22 protein-coding genes and 1 other RNA gene are annotated in these 20622 nt (G+C 65.4%); 18 read left to right on the forward strand and 5 right to left on the reverse strand.

Going from position 1 to position 20622, the window contains the following annotated elements; genetic code table 11:
- Positions 1–132 precede the first annotated feature (132 nt).
- Positions 133–2148, reverse strand: a complete 2016-nt coding sequence (gene tkt, locus HZZ16_RS08935; RefSeq protein WP_197948111.1) for a transketolase — start codon at positions 2146–2148, stop codon at positions 133–135.
- 368 nt (positions 2149–2516) lie between these two features.
- Here tkt and HZZ16_RS08940 point away from each other — a divergent pair, with 368 nt between their 5' ends.
- The 5 genes from HZZ16_RS08940 (at position 2517) to HZZ16_RS08960 (ending at position 5491) form a co-directional block, all read left to right on the forward strand.
- A complete protein-coding gene (locus HZZ16_RS08940) occupies positions 2517–2837 on the forward strand; it encodes a DUF4164 domain-containing protein (RefSeq protein ID WP_014439722.1) in 321 nt (106 codons plus the stop codon).
- A complete protein-coding gene (locus HZZ16_RS08945; RefSeq protein ID WP_035998340.1) occupies positions 2834–3217 on the forward strand; it encodes a cell division protein ZapA in 384 nt (127 codons plus the stop codon). The genes HZZ16_RS08940 and HZZ16_RS08945 overlap by 4 nt, the downstream gene beginning before the upstream one ends.
- 456 nt (positions 3218–3673) lie before the next feature.
- A non-coding RNA gene (gene ssrS, locus HZZ16_RS08950) (6S RNA) lies at positions 3674–3834 on the forward strand.
- A 258-nt stretch (positions 3835–4092) separates the two neighbouring features.
- On the forward strand, positions 4093–4689 hold the full coding sequence (locus HZZ16_RS08955) for a 5-formyltetrahydrofolate cyclo-ligase (RefSeq protein WP_197948314.1): 597 nt from the start codon (positions 4093–4095) through the stop codon (positions 4687–4689).
- Positions 4667–5491, forward strand: coding sequence for a TIGR00282 family metallophosphoesterase (locus tag HZZ16_RS08960; protein WP_197948112.1), 825 nt, complete (start codon positions 4667–4669; stop codon positions 5489–5491). The genes HZZ16_RS08955 and HZZ16_RS08960 overlap by 23 nt, the downstream gene beginning before the upstream one ends.
- A 396-nt stretch (positions 5492–5887) precedes the next feature.
- On the opposite strand, the gene HZZ16_RS08965 is transcribed toward HZZ16_RS08960, so the two are convergent.
- Entirely contained in the window at positions 5888–7636 is a 1749-nt protein-coding gene (locus HZZ16_RS08965; protein WP_197948113.1) for a methyl-accepting chemotaxis protein, read from the reverse strand.
- A gap of 219 nt (positions 7637–7855) precedes the next feature.
- On the opposite strand from HZZ16_RS08965, the gene HZZ16_RS08970 reads away from it, so the two are divergent.
- The 7 genes from HZZ16_RS08970 to HZZ16_RS09000 all read left to right on the forward strand — a co-directional run bounded on the left by HZZ16_RS08970 (position 7856) and on the right by HZZ16_RS09000 (position 13143).
- Complete coding sequence (locus tag HZZ16_RS08970) at positions 7856–8602, forward strand: YebC/PmpR family DNA-binding transcriptional regulator (protein WP_197948114.1); 747 nt, start codon at positions 7856–7858, stop codon at positions 8600–8602.
- A gap of 228 nt (positions 8603–8830) precedes the next feature.
- Positions 8831–9358 (forward strand): crossover junction endodeoxyribonuclease RuvC, encoded by a 528-nt coding sequence (ruvC, locus tag HZZ16_RS08975; RefSeq protein WP_197948115.1) that lies wholly within the window; start codon positions 8831–8833, stop codon positions 9356–9358.
- A complete protein-coding gene (ruvA, locus tag HZZ16_RS08980) occupies positions 9355–9972 on the forward strand; it encodes a Holliday junction branch migration protein RuvA (RefSeq protein ID WP_035998377.1) in 618 nt (205 codons plus the stop codon). Before ruvC ends, ruvA begins: the two co-directional genes overlap by 4 nt.
- Before the next feature lie 20 nt (positions 9973–9992).
- Complete coding sequence (gene ruvB, locus HZZ16_RS08985) at positions 9993–11027, forward strand: Holliday junction branch migration DNA helicase RuvB (protein WP_197948315.1); 1035 nt, start codon at positions 9993–9995, stop codon at positions 11025–11027.
- Positions 11028–11157: 130 nt separating this feature from the next.
- A complete protein-coding gene (locus HZZ16_RS08990) occupies positions 11158–12078 on the forward strand; it encodes a metallophosphoesterase (protein ID WP_197948116.1) in 921 nt (306 codons plus the stop codon).
- Between the two features lie 68 nt (positions 12079–12146).
- The gene (ybgC, locus tag HZZ16_RS08995; RefSeq protein WP_197948117.1) at positions 12147–12596 is read left to right on the forward strand and encodes a tol-pal system-associated acyl-CoA thioesterase; all 450 of its coding nucleotides are present in this window, start codon (positions 12147–12149) and stop codon (positions 12594–12596) included.
- A gap of 79 nt (positions 12597–12675) precedes the next feature.
- Entirely contained in the window at positions 12676–13143 is a 468-nt protein-coding gene (locus tag HZZ16_RS09000) for a nuclear transport factor 2 family protein (RefSeq protein WP_197948118.1), read from the forward strand.
- A gap of 4 nt (positions 13144–13147) precedes the next feature.
- On the opposite strand, the gene HZZ16_RS09005 is transcribed toward HZZ16_RS09000, so the two are convergent.
- The 3 genes from HZZ16_RS09005 to HZZ16_RS09015 form a co-directional block, all read right to left on the reverse strand.
- Positions 13148–13354 carry a hypothetical protein gene (locus HZZ16_RS09005; RefSeq protein WP_197948119.1) on the reverse strand — a complete coding sequence of 69 codons (207 nt, stop codon included), beginning with the start codon at positions 13352–13354 and terminating at the stop codon, positions 13148–13150.
- 82 nt (positions 13355–13436) lie between these two features.
- Positions 13437–14150 (reverse strand): type 1 glutamine amidotransferase, encoded by a 714-nt coding sequence (locus HZZ16_RS09010; protein WP_197948120.1) that lies wholly within the window; start codon positions 14148–14150, stop codon positions 13437–13439.
- 28 nt (positions 14151–14178) lie between these two features.
- Complete coding sequence (locus HZZ16_RS09015; RefSeq protein WP_197948121.1) at positions 14179–15105, reverse strand: LysR family transcriptional regulator; 927 nt, start codon at positions 15103–15105, stop codon at positions 14179–14181.
- A gap of 151 nt (positions 15106–15256) precedes the next feature.
- Here HZZ16_RS09015 and HZZ16_RS09020 point away from each other — a divergent pair, with 151 nt between their 5' ends.
- From HZZ16_RS09020 to HZZ16_RS09045, 6 genes are read left to right on the forward strand one after another with little or no spacing between them, the layout of a single operon-like run.
- A complete protein-coding gene (locus tag HZZ16_RS09020; protein ID WP_074447730.1) occupies positions 15257–16213 on the forward strand; it encodes an N-carbamoyl-D-amino-acid hydrolase in 957 nt (318 codons plus the stop codon).
- 37 nt (positions 16214–16250) lie between these two features.
- Complete coding sequence (locus tag HZZ16_RS09025) at positions 16251–17078, forward strand: ABC transporter substrate-binding protein (protein WP_197948122.1); 828 nt, start codon at positions 16251–16253, stop codon at positions 17076–17078.
- Entirely contained in the window at positions 17075–17932 is an 858-nt protein-coding gene (locus HZZ16_RS09030; protein ID WP_197948123.1) for an amino acid ABC transporter permease, read from the forward strand. Before HZZ16_RS09025 ends, HZZ16_RS09030 begins: the two co-directional genes overlap by 4 nt.
- Positions 17929–18693 (forward strand): amino acid ABC transporter ATP-binding protein, encoded by a 765-nt coding sequence (locus HZZ16_RS09035; protein WP_197948124.1) that lies wholly within the window; start codon positions 17929–17931, stop codon positions 18691–18693. Before HZZ16_RS09030 ends, HZZ16_RS09035 begins: the two co-directional genes overlap by 4 nt.
- Positions 18694–18710: 17 nt before the next feature.
- A complete protein-coding gene (locus HZZ16_RS09040) occupies positions 18711–19526 on the forward strand; it encodes an ABC transporter substrate-binding protein (RefSeq protein ID WP_197948125.1) in 816 nt (271 codons plus the stop codon).
- The gene (locus HZZ16_RS09045; protein ID WP_197948126.1) at positions 19513–20397 is read left to right on the forward strand and encodes a polysaccharide deacetylase family protein; all 885 of its coding nucleotides are present in this window, start codon (positions 19513–19515) and stop codon (positions 20395–20397) included. The genes HZZ16_RS09040 and HZZ16_RS09045 overlap by 14 nt, the downstream gene beginning before the upstream one ends.
- Positions 20398–20622: the final 225 nt, after the last annotated feature.

The following is a 20622-nucleotide window of genomic DNA, read 5'->3' on the forward strand; positions in this document are numbered from 1 at the left end:
TGACCGTTGTCATCCCGCACAACGCGCTTTGCACGCATGCGAGGGTTTTTTAGGGGCGGGCGCCCGGTTCGGCCGGGCGGTGCTTGATCATATGGGAGATTAGGTAGTCCTTTTTTGCGGCAAGCTCAACTCTCAGGAAACGCGCTTCAGCACAGCGTTAACCGCGGCCTCGGCGGTAATGCCGAAATGCTTGTAAAGCTCCTTTGCAGGGCCGCTTTCGCCGAACGAATGCATGCCGATGAATTCGCCATCCTGGCCGATCACGCCGTCCCAGCCCCAGCGCACGGCGGCCTCGATCGCGATCTTCACCGGCGCGTTGCCGATGATGGCAGCGCGTTTCGCCTCTGGTTGCGCTAACAACAGCTCGAGCGAGGGAACGGAGACAACGCGCGAGGCGACGCCGCGTTCCGCGAGCTGCTTCTGGGCCGCGACCGCGATCTCGACCTCGGACCCGGAGGCGAACAGCGTCGCCTTGGCTTCGCCCTGGGCTGCGACCAGTTCGTAGGCACCGGTCGCGCAGGGATTGTCGTTCGGCGCGGTGGTCCGCAGCTGCGGCAGGTTCTGCCGCGTCAGCGCCAGCACGGTCGGTCCGTCCACGCGGTTGAGCGCGAGCTCCCAGCACTCGGCGACCTCGATGGCATCGCAGGGACGGAATACGCGCATGTTGGGAATGGCGCGAAGCGCGGCGAGATGCTCGACCGGCTGATGGGTCGGGCCGTCTTCGCCGAGGCCGATGGAATCGTGGGTCATCACGTAGACGACGCCGGCACCCATCAGCGCGGCCAGGCGCATCGCCGGACGCGCATAATCGGTGAACACGAGGAAGGTCGCGCCATTCGGTGCGAAGCCGCCATGCAGGAAGATGCCGTTCATCGCGGCGGCCATGCCGTGCTCGCGGATGCCGTAGTGGATGAAGCGGCCCTTCGGCGTCTTGGCCGAGAAGGCGGTCGCTGACTTCGCCTTGTTGTTGTTGGAGCCGGTGAGGTCGGCCGAGCCGGCCAAAAATTCCATCGGCATCGCGGCTGCGATCGCCTCGATCGCGGCTTCCGAGGATTTGCGCGTCGCCGCCGTCAGCGGCTTCTCCAGGAGCTCCTTCTTGTGCGCCTTCAGCGCCTTTGCCAACGAGGCCGGACGCTCATGACGCAGGCGGCGCTCGAACTCGGCGCGCTTGCGGCTGCCGAGCTCGCCGAGCCGGGCTTCCCATTCCAGCCGCGCCGATGCGCCGCGGCTGCCGGCTGCGCGCCACGCCTTCAGCACGTCGTCGGCGACCGCGAACGGCTCGAGCGAGAGGCCGAGCTTTTCCTTGGCGGCCTTGAGCTCATCGGCTCCGAGCGCCTCGCCATGCACCTTCGCGGTGCCGGCCTTGTTCGGCGCACCGAAGCCGATCGTTGTGCGGCAGGCGATCAGCGTCGGCTTGTTGGATTTCTTTGCGCGCGTGATCGCGTCGGCGATCGCGGCCTGGTCGTGGCCGTCGATCTTTTCAGCGGCCCAGCCCGCCGACTTGAAACGTTTCACCTGGTCGACGGAATCGGAAATCGAGGTCGGGCCGTCGATCGAGATGCCGTTGTCGTCGTAGAGCACGATCAGCTTGTTGAGCTTCCAGTGCCCGGCCATCGCGATCGCTTCCTGCGAGACGCCTTCCATTAGGTCGCCGTCGGAGGCGAGCACATAGGTGTGGTGGTCGACGATCTTCTTGCCGAACTCGGCCGCGAGCATCTTCTCGGCCAGCGCCATGCCGACCGCAGTCGAGATGCCCTGGCCGAGCGGGCCGGTTGTGGTCTCGATGCCCTTGGTGCGGAAGTTCTCGGGGTGGCCGGGGGTCAGCGAGTCGACCTGGCGGAACTGCTTGATCTGATCCAGCGTCATTTCGGCATTGCCGGTCAAATACAGCAGCGAATAGAGCAACATCGAGCCGTGGCCGGCCGAGAGCACGAAGCGGTCACGGTCCGGCCAAGCGGGCGCTGAGGCATCGAATTTCAGGAACTGCGTGAACAGCACGGTGGCGATGTCCGCGGCGCCCATCGGCAGGCCGGGATGGCCCGATTTCGCCTTCTCGACAGCGTCCATCGAAAGGCCGCGGATCGCGTTAGCCATACGGGTGTGGTCGACCTGCGTATAGGCCGTACGGGTGGCATCGAGCTGCATCATGATGAAAATCCGTCTGAAATGAGGTGCTTGATGGCCGTGCGCGCCGCGCGGGATCGAGCCTGGCAGCCACGGGAGGTGGGGGCTGGATAGCACCTCGGTTCCGGGAGTCCAAGGCAATCAAACGCCGGTTTGGCCGTAAAAGTTGCCTGTGTGGACATCGGTTTCCGCCGCGATCGCGCCGAGCGGAATCGACGCAGCGACACGTCGTCCCGATTGATCGGTGCATAGTTTTGCGGCGGCGTTGCGCTTGGCTAGCTTGCCACGTAAATTTCTGCTTCTAACCGCTTGCCGAACCGAGTCTTTTGCCGGACGGCAAGCTCCAGGGAAAGGCCACTGGGCAAAGGCCGCCAGGTTCCGCCGCTGACTGCATGAACGATCGCGTATCCAACAGTTCCGCCATGACGGAATCATCCGCCGTCGAGATCGAGATTGCGACCCGCAGACTCACGGCGGCGCTCGACGCGCTCGAAAGTGCGGTGGAGCGGCGGCGCGACGCCGATCGCGACGAGAACGAGCTTGCGGCGCGAATCCAGGCGCTCGGCGCGGATCGCTCGCGTCTTGCCGACGAGCTCGATGGCGCGCTGGTGAAGGCACGCAAGCTCGAGCGCACCAATCGCGAGATCTCCGACCGGCTGGATTCCGCGATCGTCACGATACGCTCGGTGCTCGATACCGGAGAGGATGGATGAGCCACATCAACGTCACCATCAATGGCCGGCAATATCGCATGGCCTGCGAGGAGGGCCAGGAGGTGCGGCTGCTCAAGCTCGCCGAAACGCTGGAGACGCGTATCCAGTCGCTGCGCGGAAAATTCGGCGAGATCGGCGATGCGCGCCTGACCGTGATGGCCGCGCTGACCGTGTGCGACGAACTGATCGACACCACCAACCGCGTCCGTACCCTGGAGCAGGAATTGACCGAGCTCAGGGATTTCCGCAACGCCGCCGTCGAGCGCGCCCGCATGACGCAGACCGCCGTGGTCAACGCACTCAACGCCGCCGCCGAACGCATCGAGAAATCGACCCAGGTCCTGAACCGCACCGTCGGCAACGGCATCGCGATCGGCTGAAGCTCTTCGGAAGACTCGATCAATTGTTGAGCTTGATGGCTCCGCGCCCCTTACCCTCCCCTGGAGGGAGGGAGGGTCGATCGCGCGCAGCGCGAGCGGGGTGGGGTGATCTCTCCCCACGGGCACTGTTCGAGTGGAGAGACTGTCACCCCACCCCGCATTTCGCTTCGCTCCATGCGTCACAACCCTCCCCCTCCAGGGCAGGGCAATCGCATTTGAATATTGCAGAGGTCGTCATGCCCGGGCTTGTCCCGGGCATCCACGTTCTTTGTGCCGCGCGGAAAGACGTGGATGGCCGGGACAAGCCCGGCCATGACGCTGTGGAGACAGCCGGTGCCCATAGCCACATCTCATATGCGATAGCCCGGCCCCTCAAGGGGAGGGTAAGAAAGCGCAGCGGAGCCCGACCCTCTCGTCGCACTGGCGATTCGTCAGTATCGTTGTTACATTGCCCAGGCGAGGCTGCGACGTGCGTCAGGAGCCATATATCCCCGGGGCCTTATCGATCCTTTAGGGAACTGTCCCTGGCCGGGCCCGTGGGCCCGGACATATGGTGCCCACCTACTTTCGTAGGGAACTCCGGGATCGAGTGCTTCAACGGCGTCCGCGGCTTCGCACTTTCGTTTGCTTGCAATGAGTTCTTGTCGAGTGGGGTCTACGACAAACCGGCAGTGTCATGCCCCGGCTTGCCGTCTTCGCTGAAGCTTCGCCGGCCGAGCACCCGCGTTGGCCCGGCGTAGCCTAGCGGAGCCGGGACCGGGGCATCCAGGACGCCGCGGCGTCGATGTTTGATCACTGGCGTCTCTGGAATACTGGATCGCCCGCCCAGTGCGCGAGGGCGCACAAGGCGGGCGATGACCGCGGAGCAAGCGCACATGCCGAACTCGAAATCCGAACTTCGTGCCAAAGCCCTCGCCAAGCGCGATGCGCTGAGCGAGAAGAAACGCATCGCTGCGGCCGCAAAGCTCGCCAAGCGCGGGCTGCCGTTCAAGCTGCTGCCCGGCAGCATCGTCTCCGGCTATTCGCCGATCCGCAGCGAGATCGATCCGATGCCGCTGCTCACGAAGCTCGCGGAAGAGGGCGCCAGGCTCGCGCTGCCTTGCGTCACCGCGCGCGGCCAATCGCTGATCTTCCGCATCTTCCATCCGAACGACCGCCTGATGCTCGGCCCGCTCGGCATTCCCGAACCTTCACCTGCGGCGGCCGAAGTCATCCCCGACATCATGCTGACGCCGCTCGCCGCCTTCGACCGGCTCGGCCATCGCATCGGCTATGGCGCGGGCCATTACGATTTCACCTTCGCGCATTTGCGCAAGGCCAAGCACATCATCGGCATCGGCCTTGCGTTTGCAGCTCAGGAGATCGAGGCGGTTCCGGCACTATCCCACGACGTGGCGCTGGATTATGTGCTAACGGAATCGGACGTGTTCGATTTCCGGAGTTCTGAAGTTGCGCATTCTCTTCGTGGGTGACGTCGTCGGCCGTAGCGGGCGCGAGGCCGTTTCCGAACATCTGCCCGGCATGGTCAAGGACTGGTCGCTCGATCTCGTCGTCGTCAACGGCGAGAATTCGGCCGGCGGCTTCGGCATCACGGAAGCGATCTACCAGGAGTTTCTCGAGGCCGGCGCCGATGCGGTGACGCTCGGCAATCACTCCTGGGATCAGCGCGAGGCACTGGTGTTCATCGAACGCGCCGACCGCCTGGTGCGCCCCGCCAACTATCCGCGCGGCACGCCCGGCCGCGGCGCCGCCTTGGTCGAGACCAAGAATGGCAAGCACGCCCTCGTCATTAACGCGTTGGGCCGCGTCTTCATGACTCCGTTCGATGATCCCTTCGCGGCGCTCGAGCGCGAGCTCGGGGCCTGTCCGCTCGGTGTCGCCGCCGACGCCATCGTCGTCGATTTCCATTGCGAGGCTTCAAGCGAGAAGCAGGGCATCGGCTTCTTCTGCGACGGCCGCGCCAGCCTCGTCGTCGGCACGCACACGCATGTGCCGACGGCCGACCACCAGATCCTCTCAGGCGGCACCGCCTACATGACCGACGCCGGCATGACCGGCGATTACGATTCCATCATCGGCATGCAGAAGGAAGAGCCGCTGCGCCGGTTCACATCAGGCATTCCGTCGAGCCGCTTCGAGCCGGCGGCCGGCACTGCGACGCTCAGCGGCGTCGCCGTGGAGACCGACGACACAACGGGCCTCGCGCTGCGCATCGCGCCGGTGCGCATCGGCGGAAGGCTGGAGCCGACGACGCCGAAGTTCTGGTTGAGCTAGCTGGCACGGCAATCGCCGCTGCCACCCTCCCCTGGAGGGGGAGGGTCGATCGCGCGCAGCGCGAGCGGGGTGGGGTGATCTCTCCACACGGGCAGTGCTGGATGTGGAAAGACCGTCACCCCACCCCGCCACGCAATCTCGCTGCGCTCGATCGCGTGCCGACCCTCCCCCTCCAGGGGAGGGTAAGAGGAGCGACACCTCGTCTAGTCCCCGCTGTGAGAGGGAAAGGCGGGCGCTCCGACATTTCGGAATAATAGCATTAATGCCCGTGTTTTGCCCGACGAGTCAAAGCGCGCCATAGCTGCCGGTAAGCCATTGATTCCGCACACCCCGGCTACTGTGCATGGGGTTGTTTTCGAGCTTTTTGTTTTGGGACGCTGGAGCGCCCTCGGGGTGCTACAGCTTGTAAGCCGTGCGGAAGCCGCCCCAGTGCCGGCCCTGCACGCGGATCGGGACGTCGATCTCGCGCATCATCACCGTGTTGCCGTTGCCCATGTCGCGCGCATAGCTCTGGACCAGGTAGGATCGCAGGTTGCGTGCGGCGGCGAGCCCCGCCGGATCGTTGAAGATGCGCCGGTTGCGGCTGTTGGCCGTATTCCAGGCGACGTCGCCGGGCCGCTGCGGATGCGAATAGATCTTGTTGTGCACCGGCAAAAAGCCGTTGCGGTCGACCATGGCGCAGAACGCCATCCGCGGCTCCCTCGCCAGAAAGGCTTCCTGGAACGGCGGCAAAGCGCGATCGGCCCAGTCGAGATATTTGGTGCGGTATTGCTGCGGATTGGTGCCGGCGATTTCCACGTAGTCGGTGTCGAAGAGGTCGTCGATCTTGACCTCGCCGCGCGCAACCGCCTGCTCGAATAGCTTCGTCAGCGCATTGCCCGCCTCCATGGCGCGGGTGACGAACTCGGTGTTCTCCTCATGGATCGACCAGAGCTTGTCCTCGATCTTCTCGCTGAGCGCGGCGGTGGCGCCGACGAATTGCGCGCGGGCGCCGGCCTTGGATTGCTCGACCACGCGCAGCCGGCAGGCACCGATGTCCTCTAAGCTGCCTTCGATCGTCGCTTGCGCTGCGAGCCGGCCTGCGTCCGCGCCGCCGATCAGCACGCCGTCCATCGCGATTTCATAGACCGGCATCCCGCCGCGCGCGGTCTCGAATTTGAGGTGGCAGGGCAGCCGCTCGGTCTTGCGACGGTCGTCGTGCTCGCTCTGGCGCAGCAGCACCGCGCAGCGCGATTTCAGCTTCTGGGCGAAGGTGGTGACGGCCTTGCCGGCGCTGGCGACGCTTTCGCCATGGGACTCGGCCGCCTTGGTGGCCGCGTCGATCTCGGCCGCGCTCTCGCCGACCGAGACGATGAACTCCGAGGCGCTGGCGGCATTGCCGGAGACTTCGCTGGTCGTGGCATTCTGCTCGGCGACCGCGCCGTTGACGGTGTCGAACACCGGGCGGATCGCCTCGATCGCCTGCGAGATGCGGTGCACCGCCTCCGCCGAGCCGGCGGCGTCGCGCTGCAATGCGTCGATCTTCTTCGTGATTTCCTCGGTCGCGCTCTGAGTCTGCACCGCGAGCGCCTTGACCTCGGTGGCGACGACGGCAAAGCCTTTTCCAGCTGCGCCCGCGCGCGCGGCCTCGATCGTCGAGTTGAGCGCGAGCAGCGTGGTCTGCCGCGCGATCTGCGCGATCAGATTGACGACATTGCCGATGGCGGCGGAGGATTCGCGCAGGCGGTCGACATTGGCGCGGGCTTCCTGTGCGGCGGCGCTGGCCTCGTCGGCGAGCTTGCCGGCCTCGCGGACCTGCGCGCCGATGCCTTGCGCGGACTGGGTGAACTTGTCGGCGGCATGGGCGAAGGTGGAGGCGGTCGATTGCGCCGCGTTGGTCCGGCCGGTCAGGGCGTCGGTGCGGTCGCGAATGGCGGCGAGGGTCGCCGCGGTCGCCTCGGCGCCGCTGGCCACCGAATTGGCGGCGCGCTCGAGCTGGCGGATCATGGCGCCGAGCTCGAGTTCCAGCAGTTCCAGGATTTCCCGGGCCGAATCACTTTCGGCGGTCGGGGCGGGTGCGGAAGTAGCCGCCGGCTGCGCAGCCTCCGGGGCTGCCGCAGGCGCGGCCATGTCCGGCAGACGCTTCCGAAATAGTCCGAACGCCATCAGCTCTCTCTTGTTGGGGAACGGTCGGGCGCTATTTTCGCAAGTCGGAATGAAATCAGGGTTAACAGTGCCCGACATCTAGGCAGGCGCCGTTACGGCGGCTACCTTTACAGGGCTACCTCAGGAGCAGCCGAGCCCTTTGATTCCGGTGGGTTGGCGGCCTATAAGGCCGCGCTTCCCGCACTTACCTTGACGCACGCTTCCTTCACGAGACCACGCATGGCCGGACATTCCCAATTCAAGAACATCATGCACCGCAAGGGGCGGCAGGATGCCCAGAAGTCCAAGATCTTCGGCAAGCTGGCGCGTGAAATCACCGTCGCCGCCAAGCTGGGCACCCCCGACCCCGCCATGAACCCGCGCCTGCGCGCCGCCGTGATCGCGGCCCGCCAGGAGAACATGCCGAAGGACAATATCGAGCGCGCTATCAAGAAGGCGATCGGCAGCGACGGCGAGAACTATGACGAGATCCGCTACGAGGGCTACGGCCCCGGCGGGGTCGCCGTCATCGTCGAGGCGCTGACCGACAATCGCAACCGCGCCGCCTCCGACATCCGCTCCTTCTTCACCAAGTCCGGCGGCAATCTCGGCGAAACCGGCTCGGTCTCCTTCATGTTCGACCGCACCGGCATCATCGAATACGACCGCAGCGTCGCCTCTGACGACGCCGTGCTGGACGCCGCCATCGAGGCCGGCGCCGACGATGTGGTCTCGGGCGAGAACGGTCACGAAATCTACGCCTCGACCGAAAGCTATCGCGATGTCGCCAAGGCGCTGGAAGCCAAGTTCGGCGAGCCGCGCAAGGCCGCGCTGATCTGGAAGCCGCAGAACACGGTTGCGGTCGACGACGAGACCGGCGAGAAGCTCTTGAAGCTGATGGACCTGCTTAACGAGCACGACGACGTCCAGAACGTCTACGCCAATTTCGAGGTGTCGGACGCGCTGATGGCGAAGATGGGCGGCTGAGCCAGCTCCGAATTCCGCTGTCGTGGCCCGGCTCGACCGGGCGACCCAGTATTCCAGAGAGGTCAGAGGGATACGGATAAGCCGCGGCGTACTGGATACCCCGCTTTCGCGGGGTATGACGACGGAATGTGGAGTGGGCGGTGGTGCTCACCCGAGATACCCCACTTCCCCTGTTACTTCCGTTCTGTTTCTGTTTCCCTCGCGGCGGCCAGCCGCTATCACTGGCCCATGACTGCGCTCCCGATTCGTGGCCCCGTTCGCATCATCGGCATCGACCCCGGCCTGCGCCGCACCGGCTGGGGCGTGATTGAGGCCGAGGGCAATCGCCTGACCTACGTCGCCTGCGGCTCGGTGGAACCGGCGGACGATCTGCCCTTGTCGAGCCGGCTGCTCGCGATCCATGAAGGGCTCGCTTCCGTCTTGTCCGATCACCGGCCGGTGGAAGCGGCGGTCGAGCAGACCTTCGTCAACAAGGACGGCGTTGCGACGCTGAAGCTTGGCCAGGCCCGCGGCGTCGCCATGCTGGCGCCTGCAATGTTCGGCATCTCTGTCGCCGAATACGCACCGAACCAGGTCAAGAAGACGGTGGTCGGCGCCGGCCACGCCGACAAGCAACAGATCGCGATGATGTTGAAGATCCTGCTGCCGAAAGCCGAGCCGCCGTCCGCGGACGCCGCCGACGCGCTCGCCATCGCCATCACCCATGCCCATCACCGCCAGAGCACGGCGCTCCGGCTGAAGGTGGTGGGGATATGATCGGCAAGCTCAAGGGCCTGATCGATTCCTACGGCGAGGATTTCGTCATCCTCGACGTCGGCGGCGTCGGCTATCAGGTGCATTGCTCCTCGCGCACCTTGCAGCATCTGCCCTCGCCGGGCGAGGCGGCCGTGCTGTCGATCGAGACCTATGTCCGCGAGGACCAGATCAAGCTGTTCGGCTTCCGCACCGACCAGGAGCGCGAATGGTTTCGCCTGCTCCAGACCGTGCAGGGCGTCGGCGCCAAGGTCGCGCTGGCCGTGCTCGGCACGCTGTCGCCAGCCGATCTCGCCAATGCGATTGCGCTGCGCGACAAGGCCGCGGTGGCGCGCACGCCTGGCGTCGGCCCCAAGGTCGCCGAGCGCATCGTCACCGAATTGAAGGACAAGGCGCCGGCCTTCGCCAACGTCGATCCCGCCGTCGTGCATCTTGCCGGCGCCGTCGACGATCAGCGCGCGCCGCGGCCCGTGGCGGATGCGATCTCCGCGCTGGTCAATCTCGGCTACGGCCAGCCGCAGGCCGCCGCGGCGATTGCATCCGCATCGCGCAGTGCGGGCGAGGGCGCCGAGACGGCGCAGCTGATCCGGCTGGGCCTGAAGGAGCTCGCGAAGTGAGCGATCCCAAACCCAGCCGCATGGTCTCGCCCGAGCGCCGCAGCGATGATGTCGGCGACACCGCGCTGCGGCCGCAATCGCTGTCGGACTTCGTCGGCCAGCAGCAGGCGCGCAAGAACCTCTCGATCTTCATCGAAGCGGCGCGCAAGCGCGGCGAGGCGCTGGATCACGTGCTGTTCGTCGGTCCCCCGGGGCTCGGCAAGACCACGCTGGCGCAGATCGTCGCCAAGGAGCTCGGCGTCGGCTTCCGCGCCACCTCGGGTCCTGTCATCGCCAAGGCCGGCGATCTTGCCGCCCTCTTGACCAATCTCGAGGAGCGCGACGTGCTCTTCATCGACGAGATCCATCGCCTCAGCCCGGCGGTGGAAGAGGTGCTCTATCCCGCGATGGAGGATTTTCAGCTCGACCTCATCATCGGCGAGGGCCCGGCGGCGCGTTCGGTCAAGATCGAGCTGTCGAAATTCACGCTCGTCGGCGCCACCACGCGCGCCGGCCTGCTCACCAATCCCTTGCGCGACCGTTTCGGCATTCCGGTGCGGCTCAACTTCTACACGATCGAGGAGTTGGAGAGCATCGTCAGCCGCGGCGCGCGTGTGCTCAACGTCGGCATGAGCGCGGACGGCGCCAACGAGATCGCGCGCCGCGCCCGCGGCACGCCCCGCATCGCCGGCCGCCTGCTCCGCCGCGTGCGCGATTTCGCCTCGGCGGCCGATGCCGACAAGATCGACCGTGAGATCGCCGACCACGCGCTGAGCGCGCTCGAGGTCGACGCCGCGGGGCTGGACGCGATGGATCGACGCTATCTCTCGACCATCGCGCTCAACTATGGCGGCGGCCCGGTCGGCGTCGAGACGATGGCTGCGGCCTTGTCGGAGCCGCGCGATGCCATCGAGGACATCATCGAACCTTATCTGATCCAGTGCGGCTATCTGCAGCGCACGCCGCGCGGCCGCCTGCTGACCTCGCACGCCTTCCGCCATCTCGGTCTCGCCGAGCCCTCGCGCGATGCGGCGGCGCAGTTCGGCCTGTTCGGCACGGATGGCAGCGACGAGTGATCTGCAGAAACCGCTCGCCATTCCGGCTTTGATGAATTTCCGTTTACCTCGTGCAGACGATCTGCACGAACGCACCCCAATTCCGCTCCAATCGGATATCATCAAGACGCCGCATCATCATCGGGCTTCCATGATCACGCGCCGTCATCTCATCCGTTCCATCGGCGGCCTGTCCGCCCTCGGCGTCTCGACCGCCGCCTACGGCGTCGGTGTCGAGCCGGTGCTACGCCTCCGCGTCACGCGCTATCATCCGAAGCCGCGGCAGTGGCCGGCGGATCTTCCGCTGAAGATTGCCGCCATCGCCGACATCCATGCCTGCGATCCCTGGATGTCGCTGGAGCGCATCGAGGGCATCGTCGACCGTACCAACGCGCTCAACGCCGATCTCATCGTGCTGCTCGGCGACTATGTCGCTGGCCTTCACCACGTCACGCGCTTCATTCCGTCGCGCGAATGGGCAAGGGTGCTGGCGCGCCTGAAGGCGCCCCTCGGCGTCCATGCCGTCATGGGCAATCACGACTATTGGGATGACAGGACCGTGCAGCAGGCAGGGCACGGACCGACCATGGCGCATCGTGCGCTGGAGACGGCCGGCATCCCCGTCTACGAGAACGATGTCGTGCGCCTCACCAAGGACGGCCGGCCGTTCTGGCTCGCCGGCCTCGGCGATCAGCTCGCGTTCCTGCCGGCGCGCCGGTTTCGGAACGTGATGCGCTTCGGTGCCGATGATCTCAATGCTACGCTGGCGAAGATCACCGACGATGCGCCGGTCATCCTGCTCGCGCACGAGCCTAATATCGCGCCGCTCGTGCCCGCGCGCGTTGCGCTGCAACTGTCCGGCCATACCCATGGCGGCCAGGTCCGCCTGCTTGGCTGGTCGCCGGCCGTCGCGCCCAAGAACGGCCTGCGGCTCGCCTATGGCCACTTCCGCCTGAAATGCGATCTCATCGTCTCCGGCGGCCTCGGCTGCAGCATCATGCCGCTCCGCGTCGGCGTGCCGCCGGAGATCGTCGAGGTGACGCTGGGAAGGTCAGGACTGGTTGTGTCCTAACACGCTTGCGCGTCCGGCTGTTTTTAAGCAAAACGAGCCGGTTACCGATAAGCGAAGAGGCTCGCGACGTGACAGCTCATCTCGACGGCGAGATCCGCGACGGCCGCCACCACATGCAGGTCCGGGTCTATTACGAGGACACGGACTTTTCCGGGATCGTCTATCATGCCAATTACCTGCGCTACATGGAGCGCGGACGCACCAATCATCTCAGGCTGATGGGCGCCGAGCAGCAGGTGCTGTTCGAGCAGACCGAGACGGACGGTGCGGGCTTTGCCTTCGTGGTGCGTTCGATGCATCTGGACTTCTTGAAGCCCGCGCGAATGGATGACGTGCTCGATGTCGTGACCTGGCCGGTCGCGGTGAAGGGGGCGTCCATCATGCTGGCGCAGGAGGTGCGGCGCGGCCACCACGTGCTGGTGAAAGCCGAGGTCCGCGTTGCCTTCATCAGCGGCGGTCGCGCCCAGCCGATCCCGAAATCGATCCGCCAACTGATGAAGGCCGATCTGGTTTCGTGATCGCTCGATAGCGGATGGCCTATCGACTCCGCCAATTGCGACGATACATTCGCGGTCCCGATCAACCGATGAGGCCACCATGTCGCGCCCGCCGCTTCCACCCTTCACCCGCGAGACCGCCGCGCAAAAGGCCCGCATGGCCGAGGACGCCTGGAATTCACGCGATCCGGTGCGGGTCTCGCTCGCCTATACCGAGGACAGCCGCTGGCGCAACCGTTCGGAAATTTTTCAGGGCCGCGAAGCCATCGTCGCCTTCCTCACCCGCAAATGGGAGAAGGAGCAGGATTACCGCCTGATCAAGGACCTCTGGGCCTTCAACGGCAATCGCATCGCGGTGCGCTTCCAGTACGAATGGCACGATGCCAATGGCCAGTGGTATCGTTCCTACGGGAACGAGCAGTGGGAGTTCGACGAGCACGGCCTGATGAAGCGGCGGGAGGCGTCGATCAACGACATCGCCATTGCGGAGAAGGACCGCCGGTTTCACTGGGCGGCACCGGGTCCGCGGCCGGCGGACGTGCCGGGATTAGGAAGCAACCCGTTCTGAGTATCTAACCGCCCTCACTGCTCTTGGCTCTCGCTTTTGGGAAGTCCTCCCAGAGCCACATGCAGCCTAGCGCCGTCACGAAGCCGGCGGCCATTAACATCCAGCCCTTCCATGCAAGCGCGAAGAACAGGAGATATATTAGGGCCACCAGCCCCACGACGATCGGGGCGAGTGCAAACATCAGGCTTATCGTGCGACGAATCGGGCTCATTCCCCATCCAGCCTTAAGCGTCCAGAAGACAATTATGCCCCATCAATGAGGACACTCAAGGGGAGAGCTATGAAGTGTGCAACTAAGGCGCCGCGCGCCTCGCCAGAAATCGCGTAATCGCCCCGCCGAGCTTCGCGCTGTCCAGCGGCTCGGCCAGTGACGCCCTCGCTGTGGCCACGACATCCTCCGGTGCTTTCCCGTCGCGCAGCTCGCAGCACACTTGCGCAAACCCGACGTCGAATTCCGGATGCGGCTGGACGGTCAGAGTCGCGCCGTTGGCGTAGAGCAGGCCGGCATGCGGGGTGAACTCGGAGGAGAGGATCGTCAGCGCATCGCTTGGTGGCTCGATCACCTGGTCCTGATGCGAGGCGGCTACCGCAACCGCTTCACCGTCGATGAGGCCGTTCTCCGGGAGCACCTGATAGACATGCCGGCCGATGCCCCAGCCCTGTTCCGATTTGCGCACGGTGCCGCCGAGCGCCTGCGCGATCAACTGGTGGCCGAAGCAGACACCGACCATCGGCGTCTTGTTGGCGTAAGCCATCCGCACGAAATCTTCCAGCTGCGCGATCCAGTCGAGCCCGTCATACACCCCGGCCGCCGCGCCGGTGATCAGGACGGCCTCGAGCTTGCTCGGATCCGGAAGCGTATCGCCATTGGGGATGCTGACGACCTCGATCGTCGCGGCCGGATCCTCGGCGCGGATCATGCGCGCGAACATGTCCGGGAATGAACCGTGGCGCTCGCGGTATTTTTGCGGCACCTCTCCGGTCTCGATGATGGTGATGCGTGCCATGGGCCTCCCTGTCAAAAGGTTGCGAAGCTCAGCCGCTTTCTGCCCCATGTTGCTGGTGCGGCGCTGTGCGCTCGAGCAGAGCGCTTTCCTTGCGGATCTCGTTGAGGAAGGCCTTGGCCAGACGCGACAGTGGCTCGGCTTCCGACCATAGCATGTAGGCGATCGCCTGCGTCGTCGGCGTGAACGGACGGACGACGAGGCCGCTGCCGCCGTTCTGCCGCGGCGAGAAGGGATCGACCACCGCCGCGCCGACGCCGGCGGCGGCCAGCACGCAGGCCGTGTTGCAGTACCGCACCTCGACCGTCGGCCGGAACGGCGCGCCGGCGCGGGCAAAGCTGTCGCGCACGGCTTCGCCGAGCCGCGTGCCGCGTTCGAGCCCGATGAAGGGCAGGCCGGAGAGATCAGCAGCCGAGATCACCGGCCGTTCCGCGAGCGGATGCTGCGGCGGCAGCACGCACACCATCTCGCCGGTGTGCACCACCTCATGCGCGATCCCTGGGTGATGCGTCAGTCCGAGCGCAAAGCCGAGCTCGGCGACACGGCTCAGCACACCCTCGATGATGCCCTCATAGCGCCGTACGTCGAAGAACACCCGCGTCTCCGGGCGGCGGCGCAGGAAGCCCGACAGTGCGGACGGAATGATGCTGTAGGCGAGCGGCGGTGTCGCCACGATGGCGAGATGCCCGGAGCGGTTCTCGCGCAGATCGCGCACGCGGTTCTCGAGCTTGGCGTGCAGTGCAAAGATCGCTTCGCTCTCCTTGTAGAGCGCCATCGCTTCAGCGGTTGGAAACAGCCGGTTGTTGACGCGCTCGAACAGCGCAAAGCCCGCCTGCGCCTCCATCGTCTTCAGCGCGTTGCTGACCGCCGGCTGCGACAGCGCCAGCTCGTCCGCCGCCGCCACCGTGGTGCGGTGGCGGATCACGGCGCGAAGGATCTCGAGCTGACGCAGGTTCATATTACTGCCGATTATAGTCAGGGCCAAAACATCATAGCAACGCGAATTGATTTTGCAGCACCGCTTGCCCGTAATGGCAGCGGATTTGCACGTCGCATCAAAGGGTTCGTTCGCCCATTGAGGCAGCACTGCGCACAGATTGGAGGCAATCTTGGTTCGTGTCCTTCGCGCCGCCGCCGCTCAGATGGGGCCGACGCAAAAAGCCGATACGCGCGAGCATACGTTGTCGCGGATGCTCGACATGCTCGAGGAGGCGGCCGGTCGGGGTGCGAGCCTTGTGGTGTTTCCAGAGCTCGCCTTCACCACCTTCTTCCCGCGCTGGCTGCTCGAAGGCGAGGCACTCGACCGGTATTTCGAGCGCAGCATGCCGAACCCGGCGGTGGCAAAGCTGTTCGATCGTGCGCGTGCGCTCCGCGTCGGCTTCTATGTCGGCTACGCCGAGTTGACGCCGGAGGGCCGGCGCTACAATTGCTCCATACTGGTCGATCGCGACGGCGAGGTTCTCGGCCGCTATCGCAAGGTGCACCTGCCGGGCTCGGTCGAGCCGCGTCCGGGCGCGCGCTACCAGCAACTCGAGAAGCGCTACTTCGAATATGGAGACCTCGGCTTTCCCGCCTTCCGCGCCGGCTCGTCCTGGGCCCATGCCATCATGGGCATGATGATCTGCAATGATCGTCGCTGGCCGGAATCCTGGCGCGTGCTCGGTCTGCAAGGCGTCGAGCTCGTCTGCATCGGCTACAATTCGGCGGCCTACGATCCCAACGGCGGCACGACCGAAGACGGAGCCTTGCGCACCTTCCACTCGACGCTGGTGACGCAGGCCAACGCCTACATGAACGCGACCTGGGCGATTTCGGTGGCGAAGGCGGGTGAGGAGGACGGCTCCGGCCTGATCGGCGGCTCCTGCATCGTCGATCCCAACGGCCGCATCGTCGCGCAGGCGCAGACGCTGGCCGACGAGGTGATCGTCGCCGACATCGATCTCGACCTCTGCCGCCAGGGCAAGGACAAGATGTTCAACTTCGCCGCCCACCGGCGGCCCGACCAATACAGGGTGATCACCGAGCGTGCCGGCATCATCGAGCCGGCCGTTCTCGACGCAGATTGACCAACGGCCGGTCGCAGCATTGGCAAAAGGAGCTGACATGACACGCCTCTCGTATTTGCTTGCCTGCGCAGCGCTGGCTGCGGTGACGTCGGCGCGAGCCGCCGAGCTGCCGGCGGAGATCAGGCAGGCCGGCACGCTCAAGCTGACAGTCAATTCCACCTACGCGCCGATGGAATATCGCGACCCCGCAACCAACGAGCTGGTCGGGCTCGACATCGATCTCGCCAATGAGCTCGCCAGGCGACTCGGAGGCCTCAAGATCGTCTGGAGCGAGACGCCTTTCGCCGAGCTGATCCCCTCGCTCCAGACCAAGCGGGCCGATTTCATCATCTCCGGCATCTCCGATCGTGCCTCGCGGCGCGAGACCGGCGACTTCGTCGATTACCTCGCAACCGGCCCGCAGTTCTTCGTGATGGCGGAGAGCGCGGCCAAGGACGCCACCGATCTCTGCGGCAAAAAGGTCGGCACCACCCGCAGCACCAGCTTCCCGGTCGAGATCGAGAAGTGGAGCAAGCAGAATTGCGAGCCGGCCGGCAAGCCCGCGATCCAGTACGTGCCCGGCGAGAACTCGATCGACGTCCGCAACCAGCTCAAGCAGGGCCGCATCGACGCCGCCGTGCAGGGCAGCGAGACGCTGCCTTATGCGCAGCAACAGGAGCCCGGTAAATATCGCATCGTCGGCGAGCCCTTTGCCAGGGGCTATCAGGGCATCATGTTCCGCAAGGACGATGCCGCCTTGCGCGAGGTCGTGACCGAGAAGCTCGCGGCCATGATCGCCGACGGAGCCTACAAGGCCATTCTCGACAAATGGGGCTTGGGGACCAACGCGGTCGCCCAGCCCATGCTGAACGCGGCGCCGCAATGAAGCCGGCGCCGGCACTCGCGCAAGGATTTCCCGATCTGTCGGGCATGCGGATCGCGCGCGAGCCGCACTGGTTTCGCTGGATCAGTGCGGCCCTGATCGTCGTTGTGCTGGCGGCGATCGCGCGCGCCTTTGCGAACGGCCAGATCGAATGGTCCTATGTCAGCCGCTTCCTGACCGCAAAGGTCATCCTGGAAGGGATCGTCAACACCATGGTGATGGCGGTGCTGGCGATGATGCTCGGCATCTTTCTTGGCATCGTCGTCGCGATCATGCGGCTGTCGCCCAATCCGGTGCTGAAGTCGGTTGCCGCCGGTTACATCTGGCTGTTCCGCGGCACGCCGCTTATCCTACAATTGCTGCTGTGGTTCAACCTCGCGCTGGTGTTTCCGACCATCGGTATCCCCGGCCTGTGGTCCGCGCGCGCCGTCGACGTCATGACGCCGTTCCTCGCCGCGCTGCTCGGGCTCGGCATCAACCAGGGCGCCTACACCTCCGAAGTCATGCGCGCCGGCATGCTGTCGGTCGATATCGGGCAATATGAGGCGGCGCAGGCGATCGGCATGGGACGGCTGCGGGCGCTGCGGCGGATCGTGCTGCCGCAGGCGATGCGCGTGGTGATCCCGCCGCTCGGCAACGAGTTCATCAGCATGGTGAAGGCGACTTCGCTCGCGAGCGTCATCCAGTATCCGGAGCTGCTGCACAATGCCGAGAACATCTACTACGCCAACTCGCGTGTCATCGAGCTCCTGATCGTTGCCGGGCTCTGGTACCTGCTCGTGGTCTCGATCCTGACCCCGCTCCAGATGCTGCTCGAACGCCGCTTTGCGCGCGGCACATTGCGGCTGGCGCGATGACAAAACCGCTCGTCGCGATCCGCTCGGTAGCCAAGAACTTTGGAGAGTTTCAGGCTCTCAAGAACGTCTCGCTCGACGTCTGGCCCGGCGAGGTGATGTGCCTGATCGGCGCCTCCGGCTCCGGCAAGACCACGCTGCTCCGCTGCGTCAACCAACTTGCCACGATCGATGCCGGCGGCATCTGGCTCGACGGCGAGCTGCTCGGGGTGCGCGAGCAGGGCGGGAAGCTCCATCGCCTCAGCGAGCGCGAGATCGGGCGGCAGCGGCTCAAGACCGGCATGGTGTTCCAGCGCTTCAACCTGTTTCCACACAAGACCGCGCTGGAGAACATCACGGAAGGTCCGACCCAGGTTCAGGGGCGCAAGCTGGATGAGGTGCGCGCCGAGGCGATCGAACTGCTTCGTCGCGTCGGGCTGGCGACCAAGGCGGATTCCTATCCGGCGCAGCTCTCCGGCGGCCAGCAGCAGCGCGTCGCGATTGCGCGGGCGCTCGCCATGAAGCCGATGCTGATGCTGTTCGACGAGCCGACCAGCGCGCTCGATCCCGAGCTCGTCGGCGAGGTGCTCGCGGTGATCAAGGAGCTGGCGCGAAGCGGCATGACCATGATGGTGGTGACGCACGAGCTCGGCTTCGCCCGCGAGGTCGCCGACCGCGTCGTCTACATGGACCAGGGCGCGATCGTCGAGCAGGGCCGCGCCTCCGACGTGTTGGGCGCGCCGCGCGAGGAGCGCACCAAGGCATTTCTTTCGGCTGTGATCTGAAACGAGGGGGCGTGGTGATGAAGAGAATTTTGCTTGCTGCGGCGTTAGTGGGTGCCGTGAACGCGTCGGTGATGGCGGCCGAATTGCCGCCTGAGATCGCCAAGCGCGGCAGCATCAAGGTGGCCTTGGTGCCGAACTATCCGCCAATGGAATTCCGCGATCCCGCCACCAACGCGCTCTCCGGCTTCGACGTCGATCTCGGCGAGGCCATCGGCCGCAAGCTCGGCGTCAAGATCGAATGGACCGAGACCAGCTTTGCCGAATTCATGCCGTCGATCTCGACCGGGCGGGTGGATGCCATCCTGTCCGGCTTCACCGACTATGCGAGCCGGCATGAGGTCGCGACGTTCGTCGACTATTTGCGCAGCGGGCCGCAGTTCTTCGTGCAGGCGTCACGCAAGGCGGAATTCAAGGATGCGATGTCGCTGTGCGGCAAGAAGGTCGGCGCCAGCCGCCGCACCATGTTCCCGGCCCAGATCGCGGCGTGGAGCGATAAGAATTGCGGCAGCAATCCGATCCAGTTCGTCGGCACCGACGGTTCGGCCGATGCGCGCACCCAGCTGAGGCAAGGCCGCATCGATGCCGCCGCCCAGGGCAACGAGACGCTGCCCTACATCATGGACCTTGAGCCCAACGCCTATGCGACCGTGGGCGAGCCCATCGCACAGCAATTCACCGGTATTGCTCTGCCTGTGCAGGAGAAGGCATTGCAGCAGGCAATGCTGGAGGCGGTCGACGCGCTGATCGCGGACGGCACCTACAAGACGCTGCTGGCGAAGTGGAAATTGAGCGACAACGCAATCGAGAAGGCGACCATCAATGCTGGACAGTAAGGCACTCCAGAGCATCCCGCTCGTTCCGGCCAACACCGCGGATCCCGCGCCCGACTATCCATGGCCGAAGCCGTACTCGTCCGCGATGTTCCTGTCGTTCGACGTGGACGCCGAGAGTGCCTGGACCAGCAAGGACGCCTTGCATGCGCAGCGGCTGATCACCATGAGCTATGGCGGCTATGAGGCGCGCGTCGGCACGCCGAAGCTGCTGGAGCTGCTCGACCAGCTCGATCTCAAGGCGACGTTCTTCGTCACGGGGTGGTCGGTGGACGCGCATCCGGCGATGGCGGAGTCCATCCTCAAGGCCGGTCACGAGATCGGCCATCACGGCTATCACCATCTGCTGCCCGATCCCGGCGATCCCTGGATCGAGGAGGAGCTGGAGCGCGGCTTCGAGGCGCTGAAGCGCCGGCTCGGCGTCAAGCCGACCGGCTATCGCGCGCCCTATGGCGAGTTCACGGAGGAGCTGCGCGTCGGGCTGGTGCGCCACGGCATCGTCTACACGTCTTCGTTCCGCGACGACGTCAGGCCCTATCGCCATCGCCTCGCCGACGGCAGGCCCGGGACGATCGAACTGCCGGTGACCGCGAGCTATGACGACTGGATGCACGGCCTCTCGGCGCGCTTCAGCCCGCGCTCGATCTTCCCCAAGGAGCATGTTCTCTCGATGTGGAAGGACGAACTCGACGAAGTCCGCGACTGGGGCGCGATGGTGACGACCGTGCTGCATCCGCAATGCAGCGGTCGCCCGATGCGGCTGCGCCTGCTGCGCGAGTTCCTGACCTATGCGAAGTCGTGCCCGGATGTCTGGATTACCACCGGCGAGAACATCGCGGAAAACTTCCTGCGTCACGAAGCCGGTAGCCGCTAGGCAGCGAAGACGTGAGCCAGGAATGATGCAGTGTTTCCGTCGCGCTTCGCTCTGGCCGCGCCCTCGCTGCACCTCTCCCGCTTGCGGGAGAGGTCGGCGCAGCGCGCCGGGTGAGGGTTCTCTCCTCTGGGGGAGTCTCTCTGCGGAAGCACCCTCTCCCCAACCCTCGCCCGCAAGCGGGGGAGGGAGCGCACTGTCTTTGCCGCTGCATATCACATCCCTTAG

The sequence above is a fragment of the Bradyrhizobium glycinis genome (genome assembly GCF_016031655.1).
GTDB classification, from domain to species: Bacteria; Pseudomonadota; Alphaproteobacteria; order Rhizobiales; family Xanthobacteraceae; genus Bradyrhizobium; species Bradyrhizobium glycinis.